The 20,079-nt window shown below is 56.6% G+C and carries 19 protein-coding genes; 18 read left to right on the forward strand and 1 reads right to left on the reverse strand.

The features are described 5' to 3' along the window. Positions 1-2 precede the first annotated feature (2 nt). The 5 genes from pknB (at position 3) to spoVM (ending at position 4,455) form a co-directional block, all read left to right on the forward strand. On the forward strand, positions 3-1,979 hold the full coding sequence (gene pknB / locus ACR1UW_RS07265; RefSeq protein WP_095860200.1) for a Stk1 family PASTA domain-containing Ser/Thr kinase: 1,977 nt from the start codon (positions 3-5) through the stop codon (positions 1,977-1,979). A 4-nt stretch (positions 1,980-1,983) separates the two neighbouring features. After that, positions 1,984-2,865 (forward strand): ribosome small subunit-dependent GTPase A, encoded by an 882-nt coding sequence (rsgA, locus tag ACR1UW_RS07270; protein WP_498935105.1) that lies wholly within the window; start codon positions 1,984-1,986, stop codon positions 2,863-2,865. Positions 2,866-2,868: 3 nt separating this feature from the next. Beyond that, entirely contained in the window at positions 2,869-3,525 is a 657-nt protein-coding gene (rpe, locus tag ACR1UW_RS07275) for a ribulose-phosphate 3-epimerase (protein WP_498935107.1), read from the forward strand. A gap of 115 nt (positions 3,526-3,640) precedes the next feature. Continuing rightward, positions 3,641-4,291 carry a thiamine diphosphokinase gene (locus ACR1UW_RS07280; RefSeq protein WP_498935109.1) on the forward strand — a complete coding sequence of 217 codons (651 nt, stop codon included), beginning with the start codon at positions 3,641-3,643 and terminating at the stop codon, positions 4,289-4,291. Positions 4,292-4,374: 83 nt separating this feature from the next. Further along, positions 4,375-4,455, forward strand: a complete 81-nt coding sequence (spoVM, locus tag ACR1UW_RS07285; RefSeq protein WP_033011182.1) for a stage V sporulation protein SpoVM — start codon at positions 4,375-4,377, stop codon at positions 4,453-4,455. A gap of 39 nt (positions 4,456-4,494) precedes the next feature. On the opposite strand, the gene rpmB is transcribed toward spoVM, so the two are convergent. Continuing rightward, positions 4,495-4,680, reverse strand: a complete 186-nt coding sequence (gene rpmB / locus ACR1UW_RS07290; RefSeq protein WP_033011180.1) for a 50S ribosomal protein L28 — start codon at positions 4,678-4,680, stop codon at positions 4,495-4,497. A gap of 229 nt (positions 4,681-4,909) precedes the next feature. Between rpmB and ACR1UW_RS07295 the strand changes: the two genes are divergently transcribed. From ACR1UW_RS07295 to ftsY, 13 genes are all read left to right on the forward strand, one after another. After that, positions 4,910-5,272 (forward strand): Asp23/Gls24 family envelope stress response protein, encoded by a 363-nt coding sequence (locus tag ACR1UW_RS07295; RefSeq protein ID WP_033011178.1) that lies wholly within the window; start codon positions 4,910-4,912, stop codon positions 5,270-5,272. 17 nt (positions 5,273-5,289) lie between these two features. After that, positions 5,290-6,960 carry a DAK2 domain-containing protein gene (locus tag ACR1UW_RS07300; RefSeq protein WP_033011176.1) on the forward strand — a complete coding sequence of 557 codons (1,671 nt, stop codon included), beginning with the start codon at positions 5,290-5,292 and terminating at the stop codon, positions 6,958-6,960. Positions 6,961-7,024: 64 nt separating this feature from the next. Next, on the forward strand, positions 7,025-7,687 hold the full coding sequence (sdaAB, locus tag ACR1UW_RS07305) for an L-serine ammonia-lyase, iron-sulfur-dependent subunit beta (RefSeq protein ID WP_047818118.1): 663 nt from the start codon (positions 7,025-7,027) through the stop codon (positions 7,685-7,687). A 67-nt stretch (positions 7,688-7,754) separates the two neighbouring features. Continuing rightward, positions 7,755-8,639: an L-serine ammonia-lyase, iron-sulfur-dependent, subunit alpha gene (gene sdaAA / locus ACR1UW_RS07310; protein ID WP_055358402.1), complete on the forward strand. Its 885-nt coding sequence runs from the start codon at positions 7,755-7,757 to the stop codon at positions 8,637-8,639. Beyond that, positions 8,636-10,684, forward strand: a complete 2,049-nt coding sequence (gene recG, locus ACR1UW_RS07315; protein ID WP_033011169.1) for an ATP-dependent DNA helicase RecG — start codon at positions 8,636-8,638, stop codon at positions 10,682-10,684. Before sdaAA ends, recG begins: the two co-directional genes overlap by 4 nt. Before the next feature lie 113 nt (positions 10,685-10,797). Continuing rightward, positions 10,798-11,394 (forward strand): transcription factor FapR, encoded by a 597-nt coding sequence (fapR, locus tag ACR1UW_RS07320; protein WP_033011168.1) that lies wholly within the window; start codon positions 10,798-10,800, stop codon positions 11,392-11,394. Further along, the gene (plsX, locus tag ACR1UW_RS07325; RefSeq protein WP_063330718.1) at positions 11,378-12,361 is read left to right on the forward strand and encodes a phosphate acyltransferase PlsX; all 984 of its coding nucleotides are present in this window, start codon (positions 11,378-11,380) and stop codon (positions 12,359-12,361) included. Before fapR ends, plsX begins: the two co-directional genes overlap by 17 nt. A gap of 20 nt (positions 12,362-12,381) precedes the next feature. Next, the gene (gene fabD / locus ACR1UW_RS07330; protein ID WP_044741316.1) at positions 12,382-13,323 is read left to right on the forward strand and encodes an ACP S-malonyltransferase; all 942 of its coding nucleotides are present in this window, start codon (positions 12,382-12,384) and stop codon (positions 13,321-13,323) included. Positions 13,324-13,330: 7 nt separating this feature from the next. Beyond that, positions 13,331-14,074 (forward strand): 3-oxoacyl-[acyl-carrier-protein] reductase, encoded by a 744-nt coding sequence (fabG, locus tag ACR1UW_RS07335; RefSeq protein ID WP_033011164.1) that lies wholly within the window; start codon positions 13,331-13,333, stop codon positions 14,072-14,074. A gap of 60 nt (positions 14,075-14,134) precedes the next feature. Then, positions 14,135-14,368: an acyl carrier protein gene (locus ACR1UW_RS07340; RefSeq protein WP_020959317.1), complete on the forward strand. Its 234-nt coding sequence runs from the start codon at positions 14,135-14,137 to the stop codon at positions 14,366-14,368. A 181-nt stretch (positions 14,369-14,549) separates the two neighbouring features. After that, entirely contained in the window at positions 14,550-15,290 is a 741-nt protein-coding gene (gene rnc / locus ACR1UW_RS07345; RefSeq protein WP_033011161.1) for a ribonuclease III, read from the forward strand. A gap of 139 nt (positions 15,291-15,429) precedes the next feature. Next, positions 15,430-18,993 (forward strand): chromosome segregation protein SMC, encoded by a 3,564-nt coding sequence (gene smc / locus ACR1UW_RS07350; RefSeq protein WP_498935276.1) that lies wholly within the window; start codon positions 15,430-15,432, stop codon positions 18,991-18,993. A gap of 15 nt (positions 18,994-19,008) precedes the next feature. Next, positions 19,009-19,998 carry a signal recognition particle-docking protein FtsY gene (ftsY, locus tag ACR1UW_RS07355; RefSeq protein ID WP_498935115.1) on the forward strand — a complete coding sequence of 330 codons (990 nt, stop codon included), beginning with the start codon at positions 19,009-19,011 and terminating at the stop codon, positions 19,996-19,998. Positions 19,999-20,079 lie beyond the last annotated feature (81 nt).

The following is a 20,079-nucleotide window of genomic DNA, read 5'->3' on the forward strand; positions in this document are numbered from 1 at the left end:
GCGTGCTTATCGGAAAGCGATTGAACGACCGCTACAAAATCATCAGCCTGATCGGCGGCGGCGGCATGGCGAATGTCTATTTGGCCCGCGACATCATTTTGGAGCGCGATGTCGCCGTGAAAGTGCTCCGCCTTGATTTTGCCAACGACGACCGGTTTATTAAACGGTTCCGCCGCGAAGCGCAGGCGGCGACGAGCTTAAATCATGAGCATATTGTGCCGATTTACGACGTCGGCGAGGAAGAAGGCCTTTATTATATCGTGATGGAGTATGTGCGCGGTTCGACGCTGAAACAGTACATTCAGCAGCATGCCCCGCTTCCGGTCGAGCGGGCGCTTTGCATCATGGACCAACTGACGTCGGCCATCGCCCATGCCCATGAGAACGGCATTATCCACCGCGACATTAAACCGCAAAACATTTTGCTTGATGAGCACGGCAACGTGAAAGTGACCGACTTCGGCATCGCGGTGGCGATGAGTGGAACGACGATTACACAGACGAACTCGGTGCTCGGTTCGGTTCATTATTTGTCGCCGGAGCAGGCGCGCGGCGGCATTGCCACTGAAAAGTCGGACATTTATTCGCTTGGCATCGTCATGTTTGAGCTTGTCACCGGCCGGCTGCCGTTTTCCGGCGAATCGGCCGTTTCGATCGTGCTGAAGCATTTGCAGGCGGAAACGCCGTCGCCCAAGGCGTGGAATCCCGACATTCCGCAAAGCGTCGAAAATATTATTTTAAAAGCGACGGCGAAAGACCCGTTTTACCGCTATGAATCGGCGCGCGCCATGAACGAGGACATCCGGACGGCGCTGGACCCGAGGCGGCGCAACGAGGCCAAATTCACGATCCCGGATGACGGCGATGAAGCGACGAAGGCCATCCCGATCATAAAACATCCGGAAAGCGCCGCGCTTGAGCCGGAGACGCTTGTCTATGAGGAAAAGGCGAACGAGCCGGCCAAAGCGGATGACGAGCCAAAGGCGAAGCCGAAACGGAAGCGGGTCTGGATCGCCTGGCTTGCCGCCGTCATCCTATTGCTTGGAGCGGCCGGCGTGAGCGCGCTCACATGGATTCCGGACGTGTTCTTTCCAAAGGAAGTGACGGTGCCGGATGTCGTCAATAAAGACTATGACGAAGCTGTTGAACAGTTGTCGGCGCTCGGCTTGGAAATCAAAGACACGATCGATGTCGAAGATGATGCAATAGAAGAAGGAAAAGTCGTGCGCACCGACCCGGAAGCCGGAATGACGGTGAAGCAAGGGGCCGGCATTGTCATCTATAAGAGCGCCGGCAAAAAGAAAATCGAGTTTCCAAGCTTTATCGGCGACGATATTTCGGCCGCCGAGGAGGAGCTGCGCGCGGAAGGGTTCACTCGCATTACGCGCAACGGCCGCCATAGCGATAAGCCGGAAGGGACGATTTTGGATCAATATCCGTACGCCGGCGATGAAGTCGTGCCGAGCGAAACGGAAGTGATGTTCACGGTCAGCCTCGGTCCGGAAACCGTAACGCTCAAAGACTTGAGCGGCTATACGGAAAAAAGTGTGCGCGACTACGGCGAAGACCAAGGGCTGCGCATTGAAGTGAAGTACGAGTATTCCGATGAAGTGCCGAAAGGGCTTGTCATCTCGCAAACTCCGGCAGCCAATGAGCAGGTGGAAAAAGGCGAGACTGTTACGGTCGTCATTTCCCGCGGCCCGGAGCCGAAACCATCCAAAACGGTCATCAAAGAAATCGTCATCCCATACGAGCCGGCGGAAAACGGACAGGTGGTGGAAGCCCAGCTTTACATTCAAGATGCGAACCATAACATGACAACGCCATATAAAACGTACCGGCTGACAGGGCCGGTCACGGAGATCGTAGAGTTTGAAATTCCATACGGGGAGACGGCGTATTATCGCGTTATTGTCAACAATGTTGTCAAAGACGAAGGATCGATTCCATATCCAGAACACGGCGGAAAAAAGGAGTGAGGCTATGGCAGAAGGGCAAATCATCAAAGCGTTGAGCGGATTTTATTACGTGCTCTCGGAAGGGAATGTGTTTCAGTGCCGCGGGCGCGGTGTGTTTCGCAAGCAAAAAGTGACGCCGCTTGTCGGCGACCGCGTCGTCTTTACGGCGACAAGTGAGACGGAAGGCTACATTTTGGACATTCGCGAGCGGCAAAATGAACTGGTGCGGCCGCCGATCGCCAACGTCGAACAGGCGATTTTAGTTTTTTCTGCCGTAAGCCCGGACTTTAGCGCCAAGCTGTTGGACCGCTTTCTCGTCTTAATCGAATCGAAGGAAATTGCGCCGATTATCGTCATTAGCAAAATGGATTTGCTCGATGGCGAGGCGAAAGACGCGATCGCCCGTTATGCAGGTGATTACCGGCGCATTGGCTATGAGGTGATTGAGACGTCGGCCGTGACAAAAGACGGCCTCGATAAGCTGGCGGCGCACCTGCGCGGCCGCGTCTCGGTCGTTGCCGGACAGTCCGGCGTCGGCAAGTCATCGCTGTTAAATGCGCTTCGCCCGGATTTGCGGCTGAAAACCGGCGATATTTCCACCCATTTAGGGCGCGGCAAACATACGACCCGCCACGTCGAGCTGCTGGAGGTGGCCGGCGGGCTCGTCGCCGACACACCGGGGTTTAGCGCCCTCGAGTTCGACGATATTGAACTTGACGAGCTGCCGCGCTATTTTCCGGAATTCCGGGAATACGGAGAAGGGTGCAAGTTCCGCGGCTGCCTTCATGTGGCCGAACCGAAATGTGCGGTCCGCGAGGCGGCTGAGGCCGGGGACATTCCGCCGTACCGCTACGACCATTATTTAAGTTTTGTTGCGGAAATGAAAGGACGAAAGCCGAGGTATTGAACGATGATTCGAATTGCGCCATCGATTTTGTCAGCTGATTTTGCCCGTTTGGCCGAGGAAATCCGTTCGGTGGAAGAAGGCGGAGCCGATTGGCTTCATGTCGATGTCATGGACGGACGGTTCGTGCCGAATATCACGATCGGGCCGCCGGTCGTTGCCGCCATTCGCCCGGTGACGAAGCTGCCGCTTGACGTTCATTTAATGATCGCCGACCCTGACCGATACATTCCGGCGTTCGCCAAAGCCGGGGCGGACATCATCTCCATCCACGCCGAGGCGTGCGTGCATTTGCACCGGACGATTCACTTTATTAAAGAGCAAGGTGTCAAGGCCGGGGTCGTGTTGAATCCGCATACGCCGGTTGAGACAATCCGCCATGTCATCGCCGACGTCGATCTTGTCCTATTGATGACAGTCAACCCGGGGTTTGGCGGGCAGGCGTTCATTCCGTCCGTCGTGCCGAAAATTCGCGAAGTCGCCCGTTTGGCCGGCGAACAAAACAAGGCGCTGGACATCGAAGTGGACGGCGGCGTCAACGCGAAAACAGCGCCGCTTTGCGCCGAAGCCGGGGCGAATGTGCTCGTCGCCGGGTCGGCCATTTACAATGAGGCGGACCGGGCGGCGGCCATTCGCGCTTTGCGAGAAGCGTGCGCCAAGTAGAGAACGGGCTCTTGCATCCGGCAGCCGCTGCAACGGTAGGCGGTGAGCGCCGGAAAAGCCAGGCAAGGCGAAACAAGGCTTTTTCTTATTGAAAAAGGCGAAGGGGGGAAGGGGAATGGTGATCCATATTGTCGGCGGCGGCCCGCGTGAGCTTCTCCCTAGCTTGCGCCGCTATGACGGCGCGGATGTGCATTGGGTCGGCGTCGACCGCGGCACAACGGCGCTGCTTGAAGCCGGCCTCCAGCCGGTGCGGGCGTTTGGCGATTTCGATTCCGTGCCGGCTGAAGAAGTGGCCAAGCTTCAGCAAATGCTTCCGGGTTTGGAAATATGGCCGGCAGAAAAAGACAAAACAGATATGGAGATCGCCCTTGATTGGGCGGTGGAACAGGACGCCTGCCACATCCGTCTGTTTGGCGCCACCGGCGGACGTCTTGACCATCTGTTTGGCAATGTCGAGCTGTTGCTGAAATACGCCGGCCGGCCGATTGAAATCGTCGACCGGCAAAATGTGTTGACCGTCCATCTGCCCGGCGTGCATACGATCACACGCGACGATCGATACCGCTATGTGTCTTACATCCCGATTTCTGAAACGGTGGCGGGGCTCACGCTTATTGGATTTAAATATCCATTGGCCGACTGTCATATTTCCCGCGGTTCCACACTATGTATTAGTAACGAACTTATCCAATCTTCCGGTACTTTTTCGTTTTCGGAAGGCATATTAATGATGATAAGGAGCAGCGATTTTGCCGGCTGCCCGTAGTTGCGATTGGTCAGCAACGGAATATACTGGATAAGGAAATGGCGGGAAGCGCGTGATATGACGGGTGTGAGGAGGGAATCGGGATGAAGTTTTATACGATCAAGCTGCCGAAATTTTTAGGCGGAATTGTGCGGGCGGTGTTGAACGCGTTTAAAAAAGGGTAAGAAAAAAGCACCATTTTTGGTGCTTTTTTTGTTGAACGGTTAGACGCGTTTCACTTTTCCGGATTTCAGGGCGCGCGCCGAAACCCAAACGCGTTTCGGTTTGCCGTCGACTAAAATGCGCACTTTTTGCAAGTTGGCTTTCCACGTGCGGCGGCTGGCGTTCATGGCGTGCGAACGTGTGTTGCCGAACGATTTTTTCTTGCCGGTAATGAAGCATTTCGCCATCGTTTTTCCCTCCTTGCTTTTACATCCCTCTAAAAACACTATTATAATTTATCATACAACGGAAGGGATTGCAATAGACGCGCTCTTTCTCTTTCAAGAAAATGTCCTTGACATATATTTCAGTTTTCGGCTAAATAATACTAGTGGGCGGCCGGGAAGCGCTTTGAAAACAGAAAACGTTATAGTACAATGGGGGTAGCTGTGCGAGATACGCAAAGGGGGAACGAACATGTCAATTGAATGGCAAACAAAATATGGGCGCATTGAAATTGCCAATGAGGTCATTGCCATGATTGCCGGGGGAGCGGCCGTCGATTGCTACGGCATTGTCGGAATGGCGTCGAAAAATCAAATTCGCGACGGGCTGTCGGAAATTTTGCGCCGTGAGAACTTTTCCAAAGGAGTTATCGTCCGCGAGGAAAACGGCGAAGTACATATCGACATGTACATCATCGTCAGTTACGGGACGAAAATTTCCGAAGTCGCCCACAATGTGCAGTCGAAAGTGAAGTATACACTCGATCAGACGCTTGGATTGGCGGTTCAGTCCATCAACATTTACGTCCAAGGGGTTCGGGTGGTGAATCCGTAGTAAGGGGGAATCAGCCGGTGGCAATGAGGACGCTTGACGGAAGACGGTTTGCCGATATGGTGCAGCAAGGAGCCGCGCATTTGGCGAACAACGCCAAGGCGGTCGATGCGCTGAACGTCTTTCCGGTTCCAGATGGCGATACAGGAACAAACATGAACTTGTCGATGACGTCCGGAGCGAAAGAGGTGAAGGCGCATGCCTCCGACCATATCGGCAACGTCGCCGCGGCGCTGGCGAAAGGATTGTTGATGGGGGCGCGCGGCAATTCCGGCGTTATTTTGTCGCAGTTGTTCCGCGGGTTTGCCAAAGCGGTGGAAGGCAAACCGCAAGTGGACGGCTTCGAATTTGCCGCCGCCCTGCAAGCGGGGGTCGATACGGCCTATAAGGCGGTGATGAAGCCGGTCGAAGGAACGATCCTCACCGTAGCGAGAGAGGCGGCGCGCAAGGCAATTGAAACAGCGAAAAAAGATCGCGATGTCGTAGCGGTGATGGAAGCGGCGCTTGCGGAGGCGAAAGCCGCGCTCAAGCGCACGCCGGAGCTGCTGCCGGTCTTAAAGGAAGTCGGGGTTGTCGACAGCGGCGGCCAAGGGCTTGTGTACGTGTACGAAGGATTCCTTGCCGCTTTGAAAGGAGAAGCTGTCAGCACCGCTCCCGCCGAAGTGCCGATGGAAGAGCTTGTAAAGATGGCTCATCATCAAAGCGCGCAAAGCCATATTCATACCGACGAAATTGAGTTTGGCTACTGTACGGAATTCATGGTTCGGTTTGAGAAGGACAAACTGGCCCAGCATCCGTTTTCCGAAGAAGTGTTTCGCCGCGACTTGAGCCGATTTGGCGATTCTTTGCTTGTCGTCGCCGACGACGAGCTTGTCAAAGTGCACATCCATTCGGAAACGCCGGGCGAGGTGTTGACCTACGGCCAGCGCTACGGAAGTCTCATCAACATTAAAATTGAAAACATGCGCGAACAGCATGCCAACATCGTCGGCAAAGAGGCGGAACGGCCGCTGCAAGCCGGCGCGGAAGAAGCGAAGCCGTACGGCATCGTTGCCGTCGCGATGGGCGCCGGCGTGGCCGAATTGTTTCAAAGCATCGGCGCGCACGCGGTCATTGAAGGCGGACAGACGATGAACCCAAGCACCGAAGAAATCGCGGAGGCCATTCGCCGCGTCAACGCGGAGACGGTGTTCGTGCTGCCGAACAACAAAAATGTCGTGATGGCGGCCAAACAAGCGGCCGAGCTTTCCGAGCGGCAGGTGATCGTCATCCCATCGAAAACCGTTCCGCAAGGCATGGCGGCGCTCTTGGCGTTCAATCCAGCGCAGTCAGCCGAGCAAAACGAGCGGGCGATGACGGCGGCGCTTTCGCGGGTGAAAACGGGGCAAGTGACGTTTTCCGTGCGCGATACAACAATCGATGGCGTCGAAATCGAAAAAGGCGACTACATGGGGCTGTTCGATGACCGCATCGTCGTCGCCGATAAGGACAAGTTGGCCGTGACGAAGCGGCTGCTTGATGCGCTCATTGACGAGGAAAGTGAAATTGTCACCATTTTGTACGGTGAGGATGCGACCGAAGTGGAAGTGGAAACTGTTGTCGCCTATCTGGAAACGGAATATGATGGAGTGGAAGTCGAAGTGCACAACGGCCGGCAGCCGCTCTATCCGTTTATCATTTCCGTCGAATAATATGTTAAAATAATAGAAGGGAGCATTCCCTTCTATTTTTTATGCGAACGGAGGAAAGGCACCGATGAAATATAAAAGCGTCTTTGACATCATCGGCCCGGTGATGGTCGGACCGTCAAGCTCGCATACCGCCGGGGCGGCTCGCATCGGCCTCGTCGCGCGCAAGCTGTTTGGAAGACAGCCTGAATGGGCGCGCATCTCGTTTTACGGCTCGTTTGCCGAAACGTACCGGGGGCATGGGACCGATGTGGCCATCGTCGCCGGGTTGCTTGGATTTGATACGTTTGATGAGCGCATCCCGGACGCTCTGGCGATCGCTCAGGCTGCGGGAATGGACGTCTCGTTTTCCGCCGAAGAGGCGATTCCGCATCACCCGAACACGGCGCGTGTGCGCATTGGCGACGGAAAAGGGGAGCTTGAGCTTGTCGGCGTGTCCATTGGCGGAGGGAAAATTGAAATCATCGAGTTAAACGGGTTCGAGTTAAAGTTGTCGGGCCATCACCCAGCGCTATTAATCATGCATAACGACCGTTACGGGACGATCGGGGCGGTGGCCAGCGCGCTGGCGAAGCATGCCATTAATATCGGCCATATGGAAGTATCGCGCAAGGAAAAAGGGAAGGAAGCGCTGATGACGATCGAAGTCGATCAACCGTTGACCGACGAGCTTTTGCAAGAGTTGGAGCAGCTGCCTAACATTATTCAAGTAACCAAACTCGTTGATTAAATCGAAAGCGGTTCCATGTTTTGCGAAGACAGCCATGATGACGGACAGGAAGGATGGGGAAAAGAGAATGTTTCGCAATGTTGCCGAGCTTGTTGCATTGGCGGAAAAAGAGCAAATCAAAATCGCTGAGGTGATGATCCGCCAAGAAGTCGAAGTGAGCGGGCGCAGCCGGGAGGAGATTATGGCGCAAATGGAGCGCCACCTCGAAGTGATGGAGCGGGCTGTTGAAAGAGGGCTGCAAGGAGTCGTTTCCCGCTCGGGGCTGACAGGCGGCGATGCGGTGCGGGTGCAGCGCTATATCGAGCAGGGCCGCTTTTTGTCCGGGGAAACGATTTTGGATGCCGTCAGCAAAGCCATGGCGACAAATGAAGTGAACGCGGCCATGGGCGTCATTTGTGCGACGCCGACAGCGGGCTCAGCCGGCGTTGTCCCCGGGACGCTGTTTGCCGTGAAAGAGCGGTTGAATCCGACGAGAAAAGAAATGGTCGAATTTTTGTTCACCGCTGGGGCGTTCGGCTATGTCGTCGCCAACAATGCTTCCATCTCAGGGGCGGCCGGCGGCTGTCAAGCCGAAGTCGGTTCGGCAGCCGGCATGGCGGCTGCGGCGCTCGTTGAGCTGGCCGGCGGAACGCCTGCTCAAGCAGCCGAAGCGATGGCGATCGCCTTAAAAAATATGCTAGGATTAGTATGTGATCCTGTCGCTGGCTTGGTCGAAGTGCCGTGCGTCAAACGGAATGCGATGGGGGCGGCCAACGCCATGATCGCTGCTGATATGGCGCTGGCCGGTGTAAAAAGCCGCATTCCGTGTGATGAAGTGATCGAGGCGATGTACCGCATCGGCGCGGCCATGCCGGTGGCGCTGAAAGAAACTGCGCAAGGGGGGTTGGCCGCGACGCCGACCGGCCGCGCCATCGCGGCCCGCATTTTCGGCGCTTCTGCGGCATCGAAGTGAACGAAACGATGCAACAGCCGGTGACGGCGGTCAAAGGCATCGGTGAAGAAACGGCGGCGGCGCTCGCCGACATCGGCATCACAACCGTCGGCGACCTGCTCATGTATGCGCCGTACCGGTATGACGATTACGAACAAAAAGATCTAGCCGCCGCCCGCCATGAAGAAAAAGTGACAGTGGAAGGGAAGGTGCACAGCGCCCCGCTTGTAACGTATTACGGAAAAAAAAAGTCGCGCCTTTCCTTTCGCCTGCTTTCCGGCCGCTATTTAATCACGGTTGTCTGCTTCAACCGCCCGTATTTGAAAGAAAAACTCGCCTTCAATGAAACGGTGACCGTAATCGGCAAATGGGACCGGCACCGGCAGGCGATCAACGCCTATGAGCTTCGTTTCGGGGCCGCCCCGGAGACGGCCGGCATTGAACCGGTCTATTCGGTGCGCAGCCCGCTGACGGTCAAAACGATGCGCCGGCTCATGAAGGCGGCGTTCGCCCAGTTTGGCGCGCACATTCCCGACCCGCTGCCGCCCGCTTTGCGCCGCGCCTACCGTCTTGTCGACAAGCAGGAGGCGGTTCGCGCCCTTCATTTTCCGCGCTCGCGTGAAGAGTTGCACCAGGCGCGACGCCGGCTCGTCTATGAAGAGTTTTTGCTGTACCAGCTGAAAATGCAGGCGTTTCGGCGAATTGTGCGCGACGGGCAGCACGGCGTCGCCCATTCGTTTTCCGAAGAGCGGCTGGCGGCGTTTCTTTCCGCTTTGCCGTTTTCATTAACGAACGCCCAGCGGCGCGTCATCAAGGAGATTTTGGCCGATATGCGGGCGCCAAGGCAAATGAACCGTCTTTTGCAAGGCGATGTCGGCTCCGGCAAGACGGTCGTGGCCGCCGTGGCGCTGTATGCGGCGGTGTTGTCCGGCTTTCAAGGAGCGCTGATGGTGCCGACGGAAATTTTGGCTGAGCAGCATGCCCGCTCGCTCGCCGACCTGTTTGCCGGCACAGATGTCACGCTGGCGCTGTTAACAAGCTCCGTGAAAGGGAAGAGGCGCAAAGAGCTGCTTGCGGAATTGGAGGAAGGGGCGATCGACATCGTCATTGGGACGCACGCGTTGATTCAAGAAGGTGTACAGTTTCGCCGGCTCGGCCTCGCCATTACTGATGAGCAGCACCGGTTTGGCGTCGAGCAGCGTCGCATTTTGCGCGAAAAGGGGCATGCCCCGGACGTGCTGATGATGACGGCGACGCCGATTCCGCGCACGCTGGCGATCACGGCGTTCGGCGATATGGACGTATCAGTGCTCGACGAAATGCCGGCCGGGCGGAAGAAAGTGGAAACGTATTGGGTCAAGCATCATCAATTCGCGCGTGTGCTCGATTTTATCGAAAAAGAGCTTCGCCGGGGGCATCAGGCGTACGTCATTTGTCCGCTTATTGAAGAGTCGGAAAAATTGGATGTGCAAAATGCCATTGATGTTCATAGTCAGCTCGTCCACTACTACCGCGGGAAATATGAGATCGGCCTCATGCACGGCCGGCTGTCGGCCGATGAAAAAGAAGCGGTGATGCGAGCGTTCAGTGAAAACCGCATTCATGTGCTCGTTTCGACAACGGTCGTGGAAGTCGGGGTGAATGTGCCGAACGCCACCGTGATGGTCATCTATGACGCCGAACGGTTTGGACTTGCCCAGCTTCATCAGCTGCGCGGCCGGGTCGGGCGGGGGGACGCCCAGTCATACTGCATTTTAATTGCCGACCCGAAATCGGAAGTCGGCAAAGAACGGATGCGCATCATGACGGAGACGACGGACGGGTTTGTGCTGGCGGAAAAGGATTTGGAGCTGCGTGGTCCAGGCGATTTTTTCGGCACGAAACAAAGCGGGCTTCCGGAGTTTCAATTTGGCGATCCGGTGCATGATTACCGCATCTTGGAAGTCGCGCGCCGCGATGCCGCCAAACTCGTGTCGACGACGGCGTTTTGGCGTGATGAAGCGTACGCGGGGCTGCGCGCCGAACTTGAGGCGTCCGGCGTGCTCGATGGAGAAAAGCTAGATTAATAGGCAGGCGGCAAAATGTGGCCGCTTTTCACTTTTTCTGCTTGCATTCCGTTTTTTGATATTATATATTACTTTTAGTACCTAGTCATAAAACCGGACGGTGTAACGAATCGATGAGAAAAAGCAAACGCGAACGGCAACGGCTGCTGCAGGAGACGATCCGGGAAAATCCGTTTATTACCGACGAAGAGCTGGCAGAAAAGTTCTCAGTCAGCGTGCAGACGATCCGCCTCGACCGGCTTGAACTGTCGATTCCGGAGCTGCGCGAGCGCATTAAACATGTCGCCCGCCAGTCGTTCGCGGATAAAGTGCGGGCGCTGCCGCTTGAGGAAGTGATCGGCGATATTATCGACATTGAGCCGGATGAGAGCGCCATTTCCATTTTCGATGTGAAAGAAGATCATGTGTTCCGGCGCACCCGCATCGCCCGCGGCCATCATTTGTTCGCCCAGGCGAATTCGCTCGCCGTTGCCGTAATCCATGACGAATTGGCGCTGACGGCGAAAGCGACGATCCGCTTTGTTCGTCAAGTCAAGGAAGGCGAACGGGTGGTGGCGAAGGCGAAGGTGACCGGCAAAACGGCGAACGGGCGCACGATTGTCGACGTAAACAGCTACGTCGGCCAAGAGCTCGTGTTTTCCGGAACGTTCGAAATGTATCGTTCAAACATAGAGAAAAAGGATGGCGACAGCAATGAACATCGCGATTGATGCCATGGGAGGCGACCATGCTCCACGCGAAATCGTCCTTGGGGCGGCTCGAGCCGCCGCGCATTTTCCCGACATTCATATTACGCTTATCGGCGACGAAGCGAAAATCCGTCCGCATGTGCCGGACGGAGGGCGCCTGTCGATCCTCCATGCCGATGAGGTGATTGAAGCGACCGATGAGCCGGTGCGGGCTGTGCGGCGCAAAAAAAACTCGTCGTTGGTGCGCATGGCGGAAGAAGTGAAAGAAGGACGCGCTGACGCGTGCATATCGGCCGGCAATACTGGTGCGTTGATGGCGGCTGGGCTGTTTGTCGTTGGGCGGATTGCCGGCATCGACCGGCCAGCGCTCGCGCCGACATTGCCTACGCTGGACGGGCGGGGGTTTGTCTTTTTGGATGTCGGCGCCAATGTCGACGCCCGCCCGGAGCATTTGCAGCAATATGCGATTATGGGGCACGTGTATGCCCAACAAGTGCGGGGCATCGCCAAGCCGCGCATCGGCCTGCTCAACGTCGGCACCGAAGATCAAAAAGGGAATGAAACCGTGAAGCGGGCGTTCTCCTTGCTGAAAGAAACGAACCTTCATTTCATCGGCAATGTGGAGGCGCGCGATTTGCTGAATGGCGTGGCCGATGTCGTTGTCGCTGATGGGTTTGCCGGCAATGTCGCCTTAAAAACGATCGAGGGAACGGCGATGGCGCTTTTTTCGTTGCTCAAGCAGACGCTGACAAGCGGCGCGGTCGCAAAACTCGCCGCCGCTGTCCTCAAGCCGAAGCTCGCCGGACTGAAAAAGATGATGGACTACTCCGAATACGGCGGGGCGGCGTTGTTCGGCTTGAACGCTCCGGTCATTAAAGCGCACGGCTCATCCGATGCGAACGCTATTTTCCATGCCGTCCGCCAAGCGCGCGAGATGGTGGCCCATGATGTCATTGGCACGATCAAAGCGGAGCTCGAGCGGGCATAATGGATAAAGGAGGAAGCAAAATGGGTAAAATCGCCTTTTTATTTCCGGGACAAGGGTCGCAAACGGTCGGCATGGCCAAGGACGCCGCCGACCGCGACGCCCGCGCCCGTGCGGTGATTGAGGCGGCTGACGAGCGGCTCGGATTTCCGCTTTCTTCGCTCATGTTCAACGGGCCGCAAGCTGAGCTGACGCTGACGTACAACGCCCAGCCGGCGCTTTTGACCGCCAGCATCGCCTTGCTTCAGCTCGTAGACGGAGAAGGCTTGAAGGCCGATTACGTCGCCGGCCATAGTTTGGGTGAATACACGGCGCTCGTGGCCGCCGGCGCCATGTCGTTTGCCGACGCTGTCTATGCGGTGCGCCGCCGCGGCGAGCTGATGGATGAAGCGGTGCCGGCCGGCGAAGGGACGATGGCTGCCGTATTAGGGATGGAGGCAGAGGCGCTCGAAGCGGTGACGAACGAAATTGCCGCCCAAGGCCATCCGGTTGAGCCGGCCAATTTCAACTGCCCGGGGCAAATCGTCATCTCCGGTTCGAAAGCGGGAGTGGAAAAGGCGGGGCAGTTGGCGAAAGAGCGTGGCGCGAAACGCGTCATTCCGCTGGAAGTGAGCGGACCGTTCCATTCGTCGCTCATGAAGCCGGCGGCGGAAAAACTGCAGGCTGTTCTTGACAGCCTGGCCATTGAAGATGCTGCTGTTCCCGTCATCGCCAACGTAACGGCCGAGCCGGTGACGAAGAAAGAGGACATTGCCCGGCTTCTTATTGAACAGCTCTATTCGCCGGTGCGCTGGGAACAGTCGGTGCGCACGCTGTTGGCGCTTGGGGTCGACACGTTTGTCGAAATCGGACCGGGGAAAGTGTTGTCCGGCCTCGTGAAAAAAATCGACCGCAACGCCCGTGTTTATGCGGTAAACGATCTCGCTTCCTTGGAAACGACCATTGCGGCGCTGAAAGGAGAATAACAAAACAATGCTTGAAGGAAAAATCGCCCTCGTTACCGGGGCGTCGCGCGGCATCGGCCGGGCGGTTGCCTTGGAGCTCGCCCGTCAAGGGGCGAACGTCGTTGTCAACTATGCCGGCAGCGAGGCAAAAGCGAATGAAGTCGTTGAGATGATCCGCTCGCTCGGCCGCGAAGCGATCGCCGTCCAGGCGGACGTCGCCCGGGCGGAGGAGGTGGAGCGCTTGGTGAAAACAGCGCTCGACCAGTTCGGCCGCCTCGACATTTTGGTGAACAACGCCGGCATTACGCGCGACAATTTGCTCATGCGGATGAAAGAAGAAGAATGGGATGCGGTGATTAATACGAACTTAAAAGGGGTATTTCTTTGTACGAAGGCTGTGACACGGCCGATGATGAAGCAGCGCGGCGGCCGGATCATCAACATCGCCTCCGTCGTCGGGGTCATCGGCAACCCTGGGCAGGCGAACTACGTGGCGGCCAAAGCCGGCGTCATCGGATTGACGAAGACGGCCGCGCGCGAACTCGCCAGCCGGAACATCACCGTCAACGCCGTCGCACCGGGATTCATTACAACCGATATGACCGAAGCGCTCAGCGAGGAATTGAAGGGGGAAATGTTAAAACAAATTCCGCTCGCCCGTTTCGGCGAGCCGGATGACGTCGCCCGCGTTGTGGCGTTTCTCGCGTCCGACGCCGCCGGCTACATGACCGGCCAGACGCTTCACGTTGATGGCGGCATGGTCATGCCGTAACAAAAGGCGGCTAGTATTTTCCCTGAGAATCGACTATAATCATGAAGGGAGGTGAACAGAATGGCAGACGTATTGGAACGTGTCACGAAAATCATCGTCGACCGGCTCGGGGTTGACGAATCGCAAGTGACGCTCGAGGCATCGTTCAAAGACGATTTGGGTGCTGACTCGCTCGACATCGTCGAATTGGTCATGGAGCTCGAAGACGAATTCAACATGGAAATTTCCGACGAAGAAGCGGAAAAAATTGTCACAGTCGGAGATGCTGTGAACTACATAAAAAGCCATCTGTAATCCCGCTTTTTTGCAAAGTCCCGTTGCTCCGAACGGGGCTTTCTCTGCTTTTTAAGAGGCGCACGGGACCTAGCCGCGGAAAAAAGGCGCCTTTGCCACTCGCGTAGCGGGATGGTGAACGGATATAATAAAGGATAGTATACGGCCAGTTTTGTCTGGAACGAAGTCGGAGGGCATTTTTATGTCAAAACAAAAAGACAAAGAACGCATCCACGAAAAAAGGCGGGCGAAGTTTCAAGAACTGCAAAGGAAAATCGGGATCACCTTCCAAAATGAAAAGCTGTTGATGCAAGCGTTCACCCATTCATCGTATGTGAATGAGCATCGGCGGCGGCTTCACGAGGATAATGAACGGCTCGAGTTTTTGGGCGACGCCGTGCTGGAGCTGACCGTTTCCCAATATTTGTTTCAAAAATTCCCACATATGAGCGAAGGGCAGTTGACAAAGCTGCGGGCGGCCATTGTCTGCGAGCCGTCACTTGTGAAATTTGCCAACGCCCTGTCGTTTGGCGAACTCGTTTTGCTTGGCAAAGGCGAGGAGCTGACCGGCGGACGGACGCGCCCGGCGCTTTTGGCTGACGTGTTTGAAGCGTTTATCGGCGCCCTTTATTTGGATCAAGGAATGGAGGCGGTCCTCCATTTTTTAGGGCAAACGATCTTTCCCAAAATAGATGAAGGTGCTTTTTCTCATGTGATGGATTTTAAAAGCCAGCTGCAGGAACTCGTGCAGCGCGACGGCAGCGGGACGCTTGAATACACCATTTTGGAAGAAAAAGGACCGGCCCACAACAAAGAGTTCGTCGCCCGCGTGGCGTTAAACGGCCAAGAGCTCGGCATCGGTGTCGGCCGCTCCAAAAAGGAAGCCGAGCAGCATGCGGCACAAATGGCGCTTGAGACGCTGCGGGCTGCCGAGCGGCCATAGAAGGCTGGCGCTTTTACGTCAGTCTTTTTGTATGAACATTTTTTCTCGACGCACTGTGGTGGTATATTGAAAACAGCAGCCTGTCCCGGTCCGTCCGGCGGGCCGAGATCAAAGCGGAAAGATGGTGAAGCATCGTATCATGTTCCTGAAACGGTTAGATGTGATCGGCTTCAAATCATTCGCCGACCGCGTATCGATTGATTTTGTCCCCGGTGTCACGGCGGTTGTCGGCCCGAACGGAAGCGGCAAAAGCAACATTACCGACGCGATCCGCTGGGTGCTCGGCGAGCAGTCGGCGAAATCGCTGCGCGGGGCAAAAATGGAAGACGTCATTTTCGCCGGCAGCGACTCGCGCAAGCCGCTGAATGTCGCCGAAGTGACGATCACGCTCGACAACGAAGATGGCTTTTTGCCGCTTGAGTATCAAGAGGTGAGCATCACCCGGCGCGTTTACCGCTCCGGGGAAAGCGAGTTTTTCATCAACCGCCAGCCGTGCCGCTTAAAAGATATTGTCGATTTGTTTCTGGACTCCGGGCTTGGCAAGGAGGCGTTTTCGATCATCGGCCAAGGCCGGGTCGAAGAAATTTTAAGCAGCAAGCCGGAAGAGCGGCGTACGATTTTTGAAGAAGCGGCCGGTGTCTTGAAATACAAGCTGCGCAAAAAAAAGGCGGAAACAAAACTTGCGGAAACACAAGACAACTTGCATCGCGTCAACGACATTTTGCATGAGCTCGAACAGCAGCTTGAACCGCTTCGGATGCAGGCGTCAATCGCCAAAGAGTATTTGGAAAAACGCGAGGAGCTCGAGCGGTTTGAAGTGGCGCTTATGGTGCACGACATCGAGGAGCTGCACCGGCAATGGAGCGGACTGAAGGAAGCGCTTGATCGGCACCAGCAAGAGGAAGGAGCGCTGGCGGCGGCGCTGCACAAAATGGAAGCCCATATCGAACAGCTGCGCGACCAAATGGCGGCCATTGACGAGTCGATCGACGGCCTGCAGCAAGTGCTGCTGTTGGCGAGCGAGGAGCTTGAAAAACTCGAAGGCCGGAAGGAAGTGTTAAAAGAGAGGAAAAAAAATGCAGAAAAGCGGAAAGAGCAGCTTGAGGAGACTGCCGCCGCTTTAACGGCGAAACAGCGCCGCCTGGCCGAACGGCTCCGTGCAGAGCGGGCTGAGCTCGCCCGGCTTGAGGGCGCTGCCGCGGCGCTGGAGAAAGAGCTGAAAGAGAAACAAATGTCGCTTTCCGAGTATGAGGTTGATCTTGAGGAGGAGATCGAGCGGCGAAAGGGCGATTATATCGACCTTGTCCACGAACAAGCGGCGTTGAAAAACGAGCGCACGCATGTGGAGCAGGCGATCGGCAAGCTGCAGGCCAAGCGGGCGGCGCTCGACGAAGCGAACCGCCACCATCTTGCTGAACGCGAGCAGATAGAACGAAAACTGGCGGCTTCGCGCGCTGAGCAGTCCCGCCTTGAACAAGCCATCGCTGAGACGAGCGGGAAGCTGGCTCATATGACGGCCGCACTTGCGGCACAAAAGGCGGAGCTCGAACGGAATGAGTCGCTTTTGCAGCAGGCGCGTCAATACCGGCAGCAAACAAAAGCGCGCAAGCAATGGCTGGAAGAGATGCAACACGATTATGCCGGCTTTTTCCAAGGGGTGAAGGAAGTATTAAAAGCGCGCGACCGGCTTCCCGGCATTCATGGCGCAATCGTCGAGCTGATCCGCGTGCCGGACCGCTACGAAACGGCGCTCGAAACGGCGCTCGGCGGCGCGATGCAGCACATCGTCGTCGACAGCGAAGCGGCGGCGCGGCAAGCCATCCACTATTTGAAAACGAACGGCCATGGGCGGGCGACGTTTTTGCCGCTTGACGTCATTCAAGCGCGCGCCCTGTCGGAGCGGGAGCGGGCGATGATCAGCGGCCATCCGGCGTTTGTCGGCATCGCAAGCGAGCTGGTCGAGTACGATCGCGCCCATCAGGCGGCGATCGCCCATTTGCTCGGCCACGTCATCGTAACGGCCGACTTAAAAGGGGCGAATGAGCTCGCCAAACTCCTTCAGTACCGCTATCGGCTCGTCACCCTTGACGGCGATGTCGTCAGCCCGGGCGGCGCGATGACCGGCGGCGGGGCGGCGAAAAAGACAGCGTCGCTGTTGAGCCGAGCCCGCGAGCTCGAGGCGATGGCCGCCAAATTGCGCGAAATGGATGAAACGATCGCCCGGCTCGAGCGCGATATCGCAGGGAAAGAGCGCGAGCGGGCGGAGCGGGAACGGGAGGCGGCCGCGCTGCAAGAGGAGATGGCGGCGCTGCAGCGGGCGCTGCAGGCGCAAAAAGACGAACAACGCGAACTCGACTGGCAAAAAAAGCGGATCGACGAGCGGCTCGCGCTGTACGATGAAGAAAAAGCGAACGATGAGCGTGAAGCGGCGGAACTCAACCGCCGTCTCGTCGCCGTTGACAGACAGCTTGAGCAGCTTGCCGGAAAGCTGCAAGCGATTGACGACGACATCAGCCGGCTGCAGGCGCAAAAACAGACGGAGCAAACGACAAAAGAAGCGCTGCAAGCCGCGATCACAGAACAAAAAGTCGCTTTGGCCGAGACGAAAGAACGGGTGAAACACGCGCGGCGGACAGTGGAGGAGCTTGAAACGGAATTGGCTGAAACGGCCCGCGAGCTCGAAGCAGCCGAACGGGAGCGCGCCGCCCTTGCCGCCGAAATGAACGCGCCGTCCTGGAACGAGGACGAACTGGAGCAACAGCGGCAGCAAAAGCTAGAAGACAAGCAAAAAACGATTGAACTCATCGCCAGCCGCCGCGAACAGCGGCTTGACTGCCAAGGGCGGCTTGAGCATTTGGAGCGGGAATGGAAAGAAGCGAAGCGCCAGCATAAACAGCTTGTCGATGTGGTCAAAGACGAAGAAGTGAAGTTGAACCGGCTGGACGTTGAGCTTGATAACTTGCTCACCCGGCTTGGCGAAGAGTATGGAATGTCGTTTGAGGCGGCCCGTTTGGCCTATCCGCTTGAAATCGGGGCCGAAGAGGCGCGCAAGCGAGTGAAGCTGATCAAGCGCGCCATCGATGAGCTCGGCACCGTCAATTTAGGAGCGATCGATGAATATGAGCGCGTTTCCGAACGGCACCGTTTTTTGAGCGAGCAAAAAGCCGATTTGGAAGAGGCGAAAGCGACGCTCCATCAAGTGATCGACGAAATGGACGAGGAAATGAAAAAACGGTTTTTTTCAACGTTCGAACAAATCCGCGCTCATTTCGGCGAGGTGTTCCGCGAGCTGTTCGGCGGCGGGCGCGCCGATTTGCGCCTGACTGACCCGAACGACTTGCTTGAAACCGGGGTGGAGATCGTCGCCCAGCCGCCGGGGAAAAAGCTGCAGCACTTAAGCCTGCTTTCAGGCGGTGAGCGGGCGTTGACGGCGATCGCCCTTTTGTTCTCGATTTTAAAAGTGCGCCCAGTGCCGTTTTGCGTCCTCGATGAAGTCGAGGCGGCGCTTGATGAAGCGAACGTGCAGCGCTACGCCCAATATTTGAAGCGGTTCAGCCGCGATACGCAATTTATCGTCATCACCCACCGGAAAGGGACGATGGAAGAGGCGGACGTGCTGTATGGCGTCACGATGCAAGAATCGGGCGTCTCGAAGCTCGTTTCCGTCCGTTTGGAAGACTCCAAGCAACTCGTGTCGTCATAGAAAGGAGGAGCCTGCATGGGCTTTTTTCAAAAGTTGAAAGAAAAGTGGACAAAACAGGCGGATGCCGTCACGGAAAAGTTTAAGGAAGGGCTGTCGAAAACGCGCGATTCACTCGCCGGGAAAGTGAACGACTTGATCGCCCGCTACCGGAAAGTCGATGAGGAATTTTTCGAAGAGCTCGAGGAAATTTTAATCGCCGCTGACGTCGGCGTGGCGACCGTCATGGAACTGGTCGATGAGCTGAAAATGGAAGTGAAGCGCCGCAACATTCAAGATTCGGCGCAAATGCGCGACGTGATCGCGGAAAAACTGATTGACATTTACCGCGCCGGCGCCGATGACATCGAGCTTTCCGCCTTGAATATGCAAGAAGGAGGGCTGACGGTCATATTGTTCGTCGGCGTCAACGGCGTTGGCAAGACGACGACGATCGGAAAACTGGCGCATAAGCTGAAATCGGAAGGGAAATCGGTGCTCTTGGCCGCAGGCGACACGTTCCGCGCCGGAGCGATCGAGCAGTTGGAAGTATGGGGCGAACGCGTTGGGGTCGATGTCATTAAGCAGGCGGCCGGCTCCGACCCGGCGGCCGTTATGTACGACGCCATTCAGGCGGCAAAAGCACGCAGCGTTGACGTGTTGTTGTGCGACACAGCCGGGCGGCTGCAAAACAAAGTGAACTTAATGAAAGAGCTTGAAAAAGTGAAGCGCGTCATCAGCCGCGAAATCCCGGGCGCTCCGCATGAAGTGCTGCTTGTGCTTGATGCGACGACCGGGCAAAATGCGATGAGTCAGGCGAAGCTGTTTAAAGAAGCGACCGATGTGACCGGCATCGTGTTGACAAAGCTCGACGGAACGGCAAAAGGCGGCATCGTGCTCGCCATTCGCAACGAGCTGGCCATCCCGGTGAAATTCGTCGGCCTCGGCGAAAAGATGGACGATTTGCAGCCGTTTGATGCAGAAAAATATGTATACGGACTGTTTGCCGGTTTGTTCGATGAACAATAACGGCTAGTTGGCCAGTTGCATGCCGTTTAGCGGCTCGTACGGCATCGGCGCGGCCTGCATCCGTGTTTTCCCGCCAGGCTG

Origin of the sequence: Geobacillus lituanicus (assembly GCF_050994965.1) — a bacterium.
In the GTDB taxonomy this organism is placed as follows: domain Bacteria; phylum Bacillota; class Bacilli; order Bacillales; family Anoxybacillaceae; genus Geobacillus; species Geobacillus stearothermophilus.

Excerpts from the sequence above, each read along its gene's own strand:
- rsgA (WP_498935105.1), top strand. The coding sequence starts at position 1,984 with ATGGCAGAAGGGCAAATCATCAAAGCGTTGAGCGGATTTTATTACGTG.
- rpe (WP_498935107.1), top strand. The coding sequence starts at position 2,869 with ATGATTCGAATTGCGCCATCGATTTTGTCAGCTGATTTTGCCCGTTTG.
- ACR1UW_RS07280 (WP_498935109.1), top strand. The coding sequence starts at position 3,641 with ATGGTGATCCATATTGTCGGCGGCGGCCCGCGTGAGCTTCTCCCTAGC.
- spoVM (WP_033011182.1), top strand. The coding sequence starts at position 4,375 with ATGAAGTTTTATACGATCAAGCTGCCGAAATTTTTAGGCGGAATTGTG.
- rpmB (WP_033011180.1), bottom strand. The coding sequence starts at position 4,680 with ATGGCGAAATGCTTCATTACCGGCAAGAAAAAATCGTTCGGCAACACA.
- ACR1UW_RS07295 (WP_033011178.1), top strand. The coding sequence starts at position 4,910 with ATGTCAATTGAATGGCAAACAAAATATGGGCGCATTGAAATTGCCAAT.
- sdaAB (WP_047818118.1), top strand. The coding sequence starts at position 7,025 with ATGAAATATAAAAGCGTCTTTGACATCATCGGCCCGGTGATGGTCGGA.
- sdaAA (WP_055358402.1), top strand. The coding sequence starts at position 7,755 with ATGTTTCGCAATGTTGCCGAGCTTGTTGCATTGGCGGAAAAAGAGCAA.
- fapR (WP_033011168.1), top strand. The coding sequence starts at position 10,798 with ATGAGAAAAAGCAAACGCGAACGGCAACGGCTGCTGCAGGAGACGATC.
- plsX (WP_063330718.1), top strand. The coding sequence starts at position 11,378 with ATGAACATCGCGATTGATGCCATGGGAGGCGACCATGCTCCACGCGAA.
- fabD (WP_044741316.1), top strand. The coding sequence starts at position 12,382 with ATGGGTAAAATCGCCTTTTTATTTCCGGGACAAGGGTCGCAAACGGTC.
- fabG (WP_033011164.1), top strand. The coding sequence starts at position 13,331 with ATGCTTGAAGGAAAAATCGCCCTCGTTACCGGGGCGTCGCGCGGCATC.
- ACR1UW_RS07340 (WP_020959317.1), top strand. The coding sequence starts at position 14,135 with ATGGCAGACGTATTGGAACGTGTCACGAAAATCATCGTCGACCGGCTC.
- rnc (WP_033011161.1), top strand. The coding sequence starts at position 14,550 with ATGTCAAAACAAAAAGACAAAGAACGCATCCACGAAAAAAGGCGGGCG.
- smc (WP_498935276.1), top strand. The coding sequence starts at position 15,430 with ATGTTCCTGAAACGGTTAGATGTGATCGGCTTCAAATCATTCGCCGAC.
- ftsY (WP_498935115.1), top strand. The coding sequence starts at position 19,009 with ATGGGCTTTTTTCAAAAGTTGAAAGAAAAGTGGACAAAACAGGCGGAT.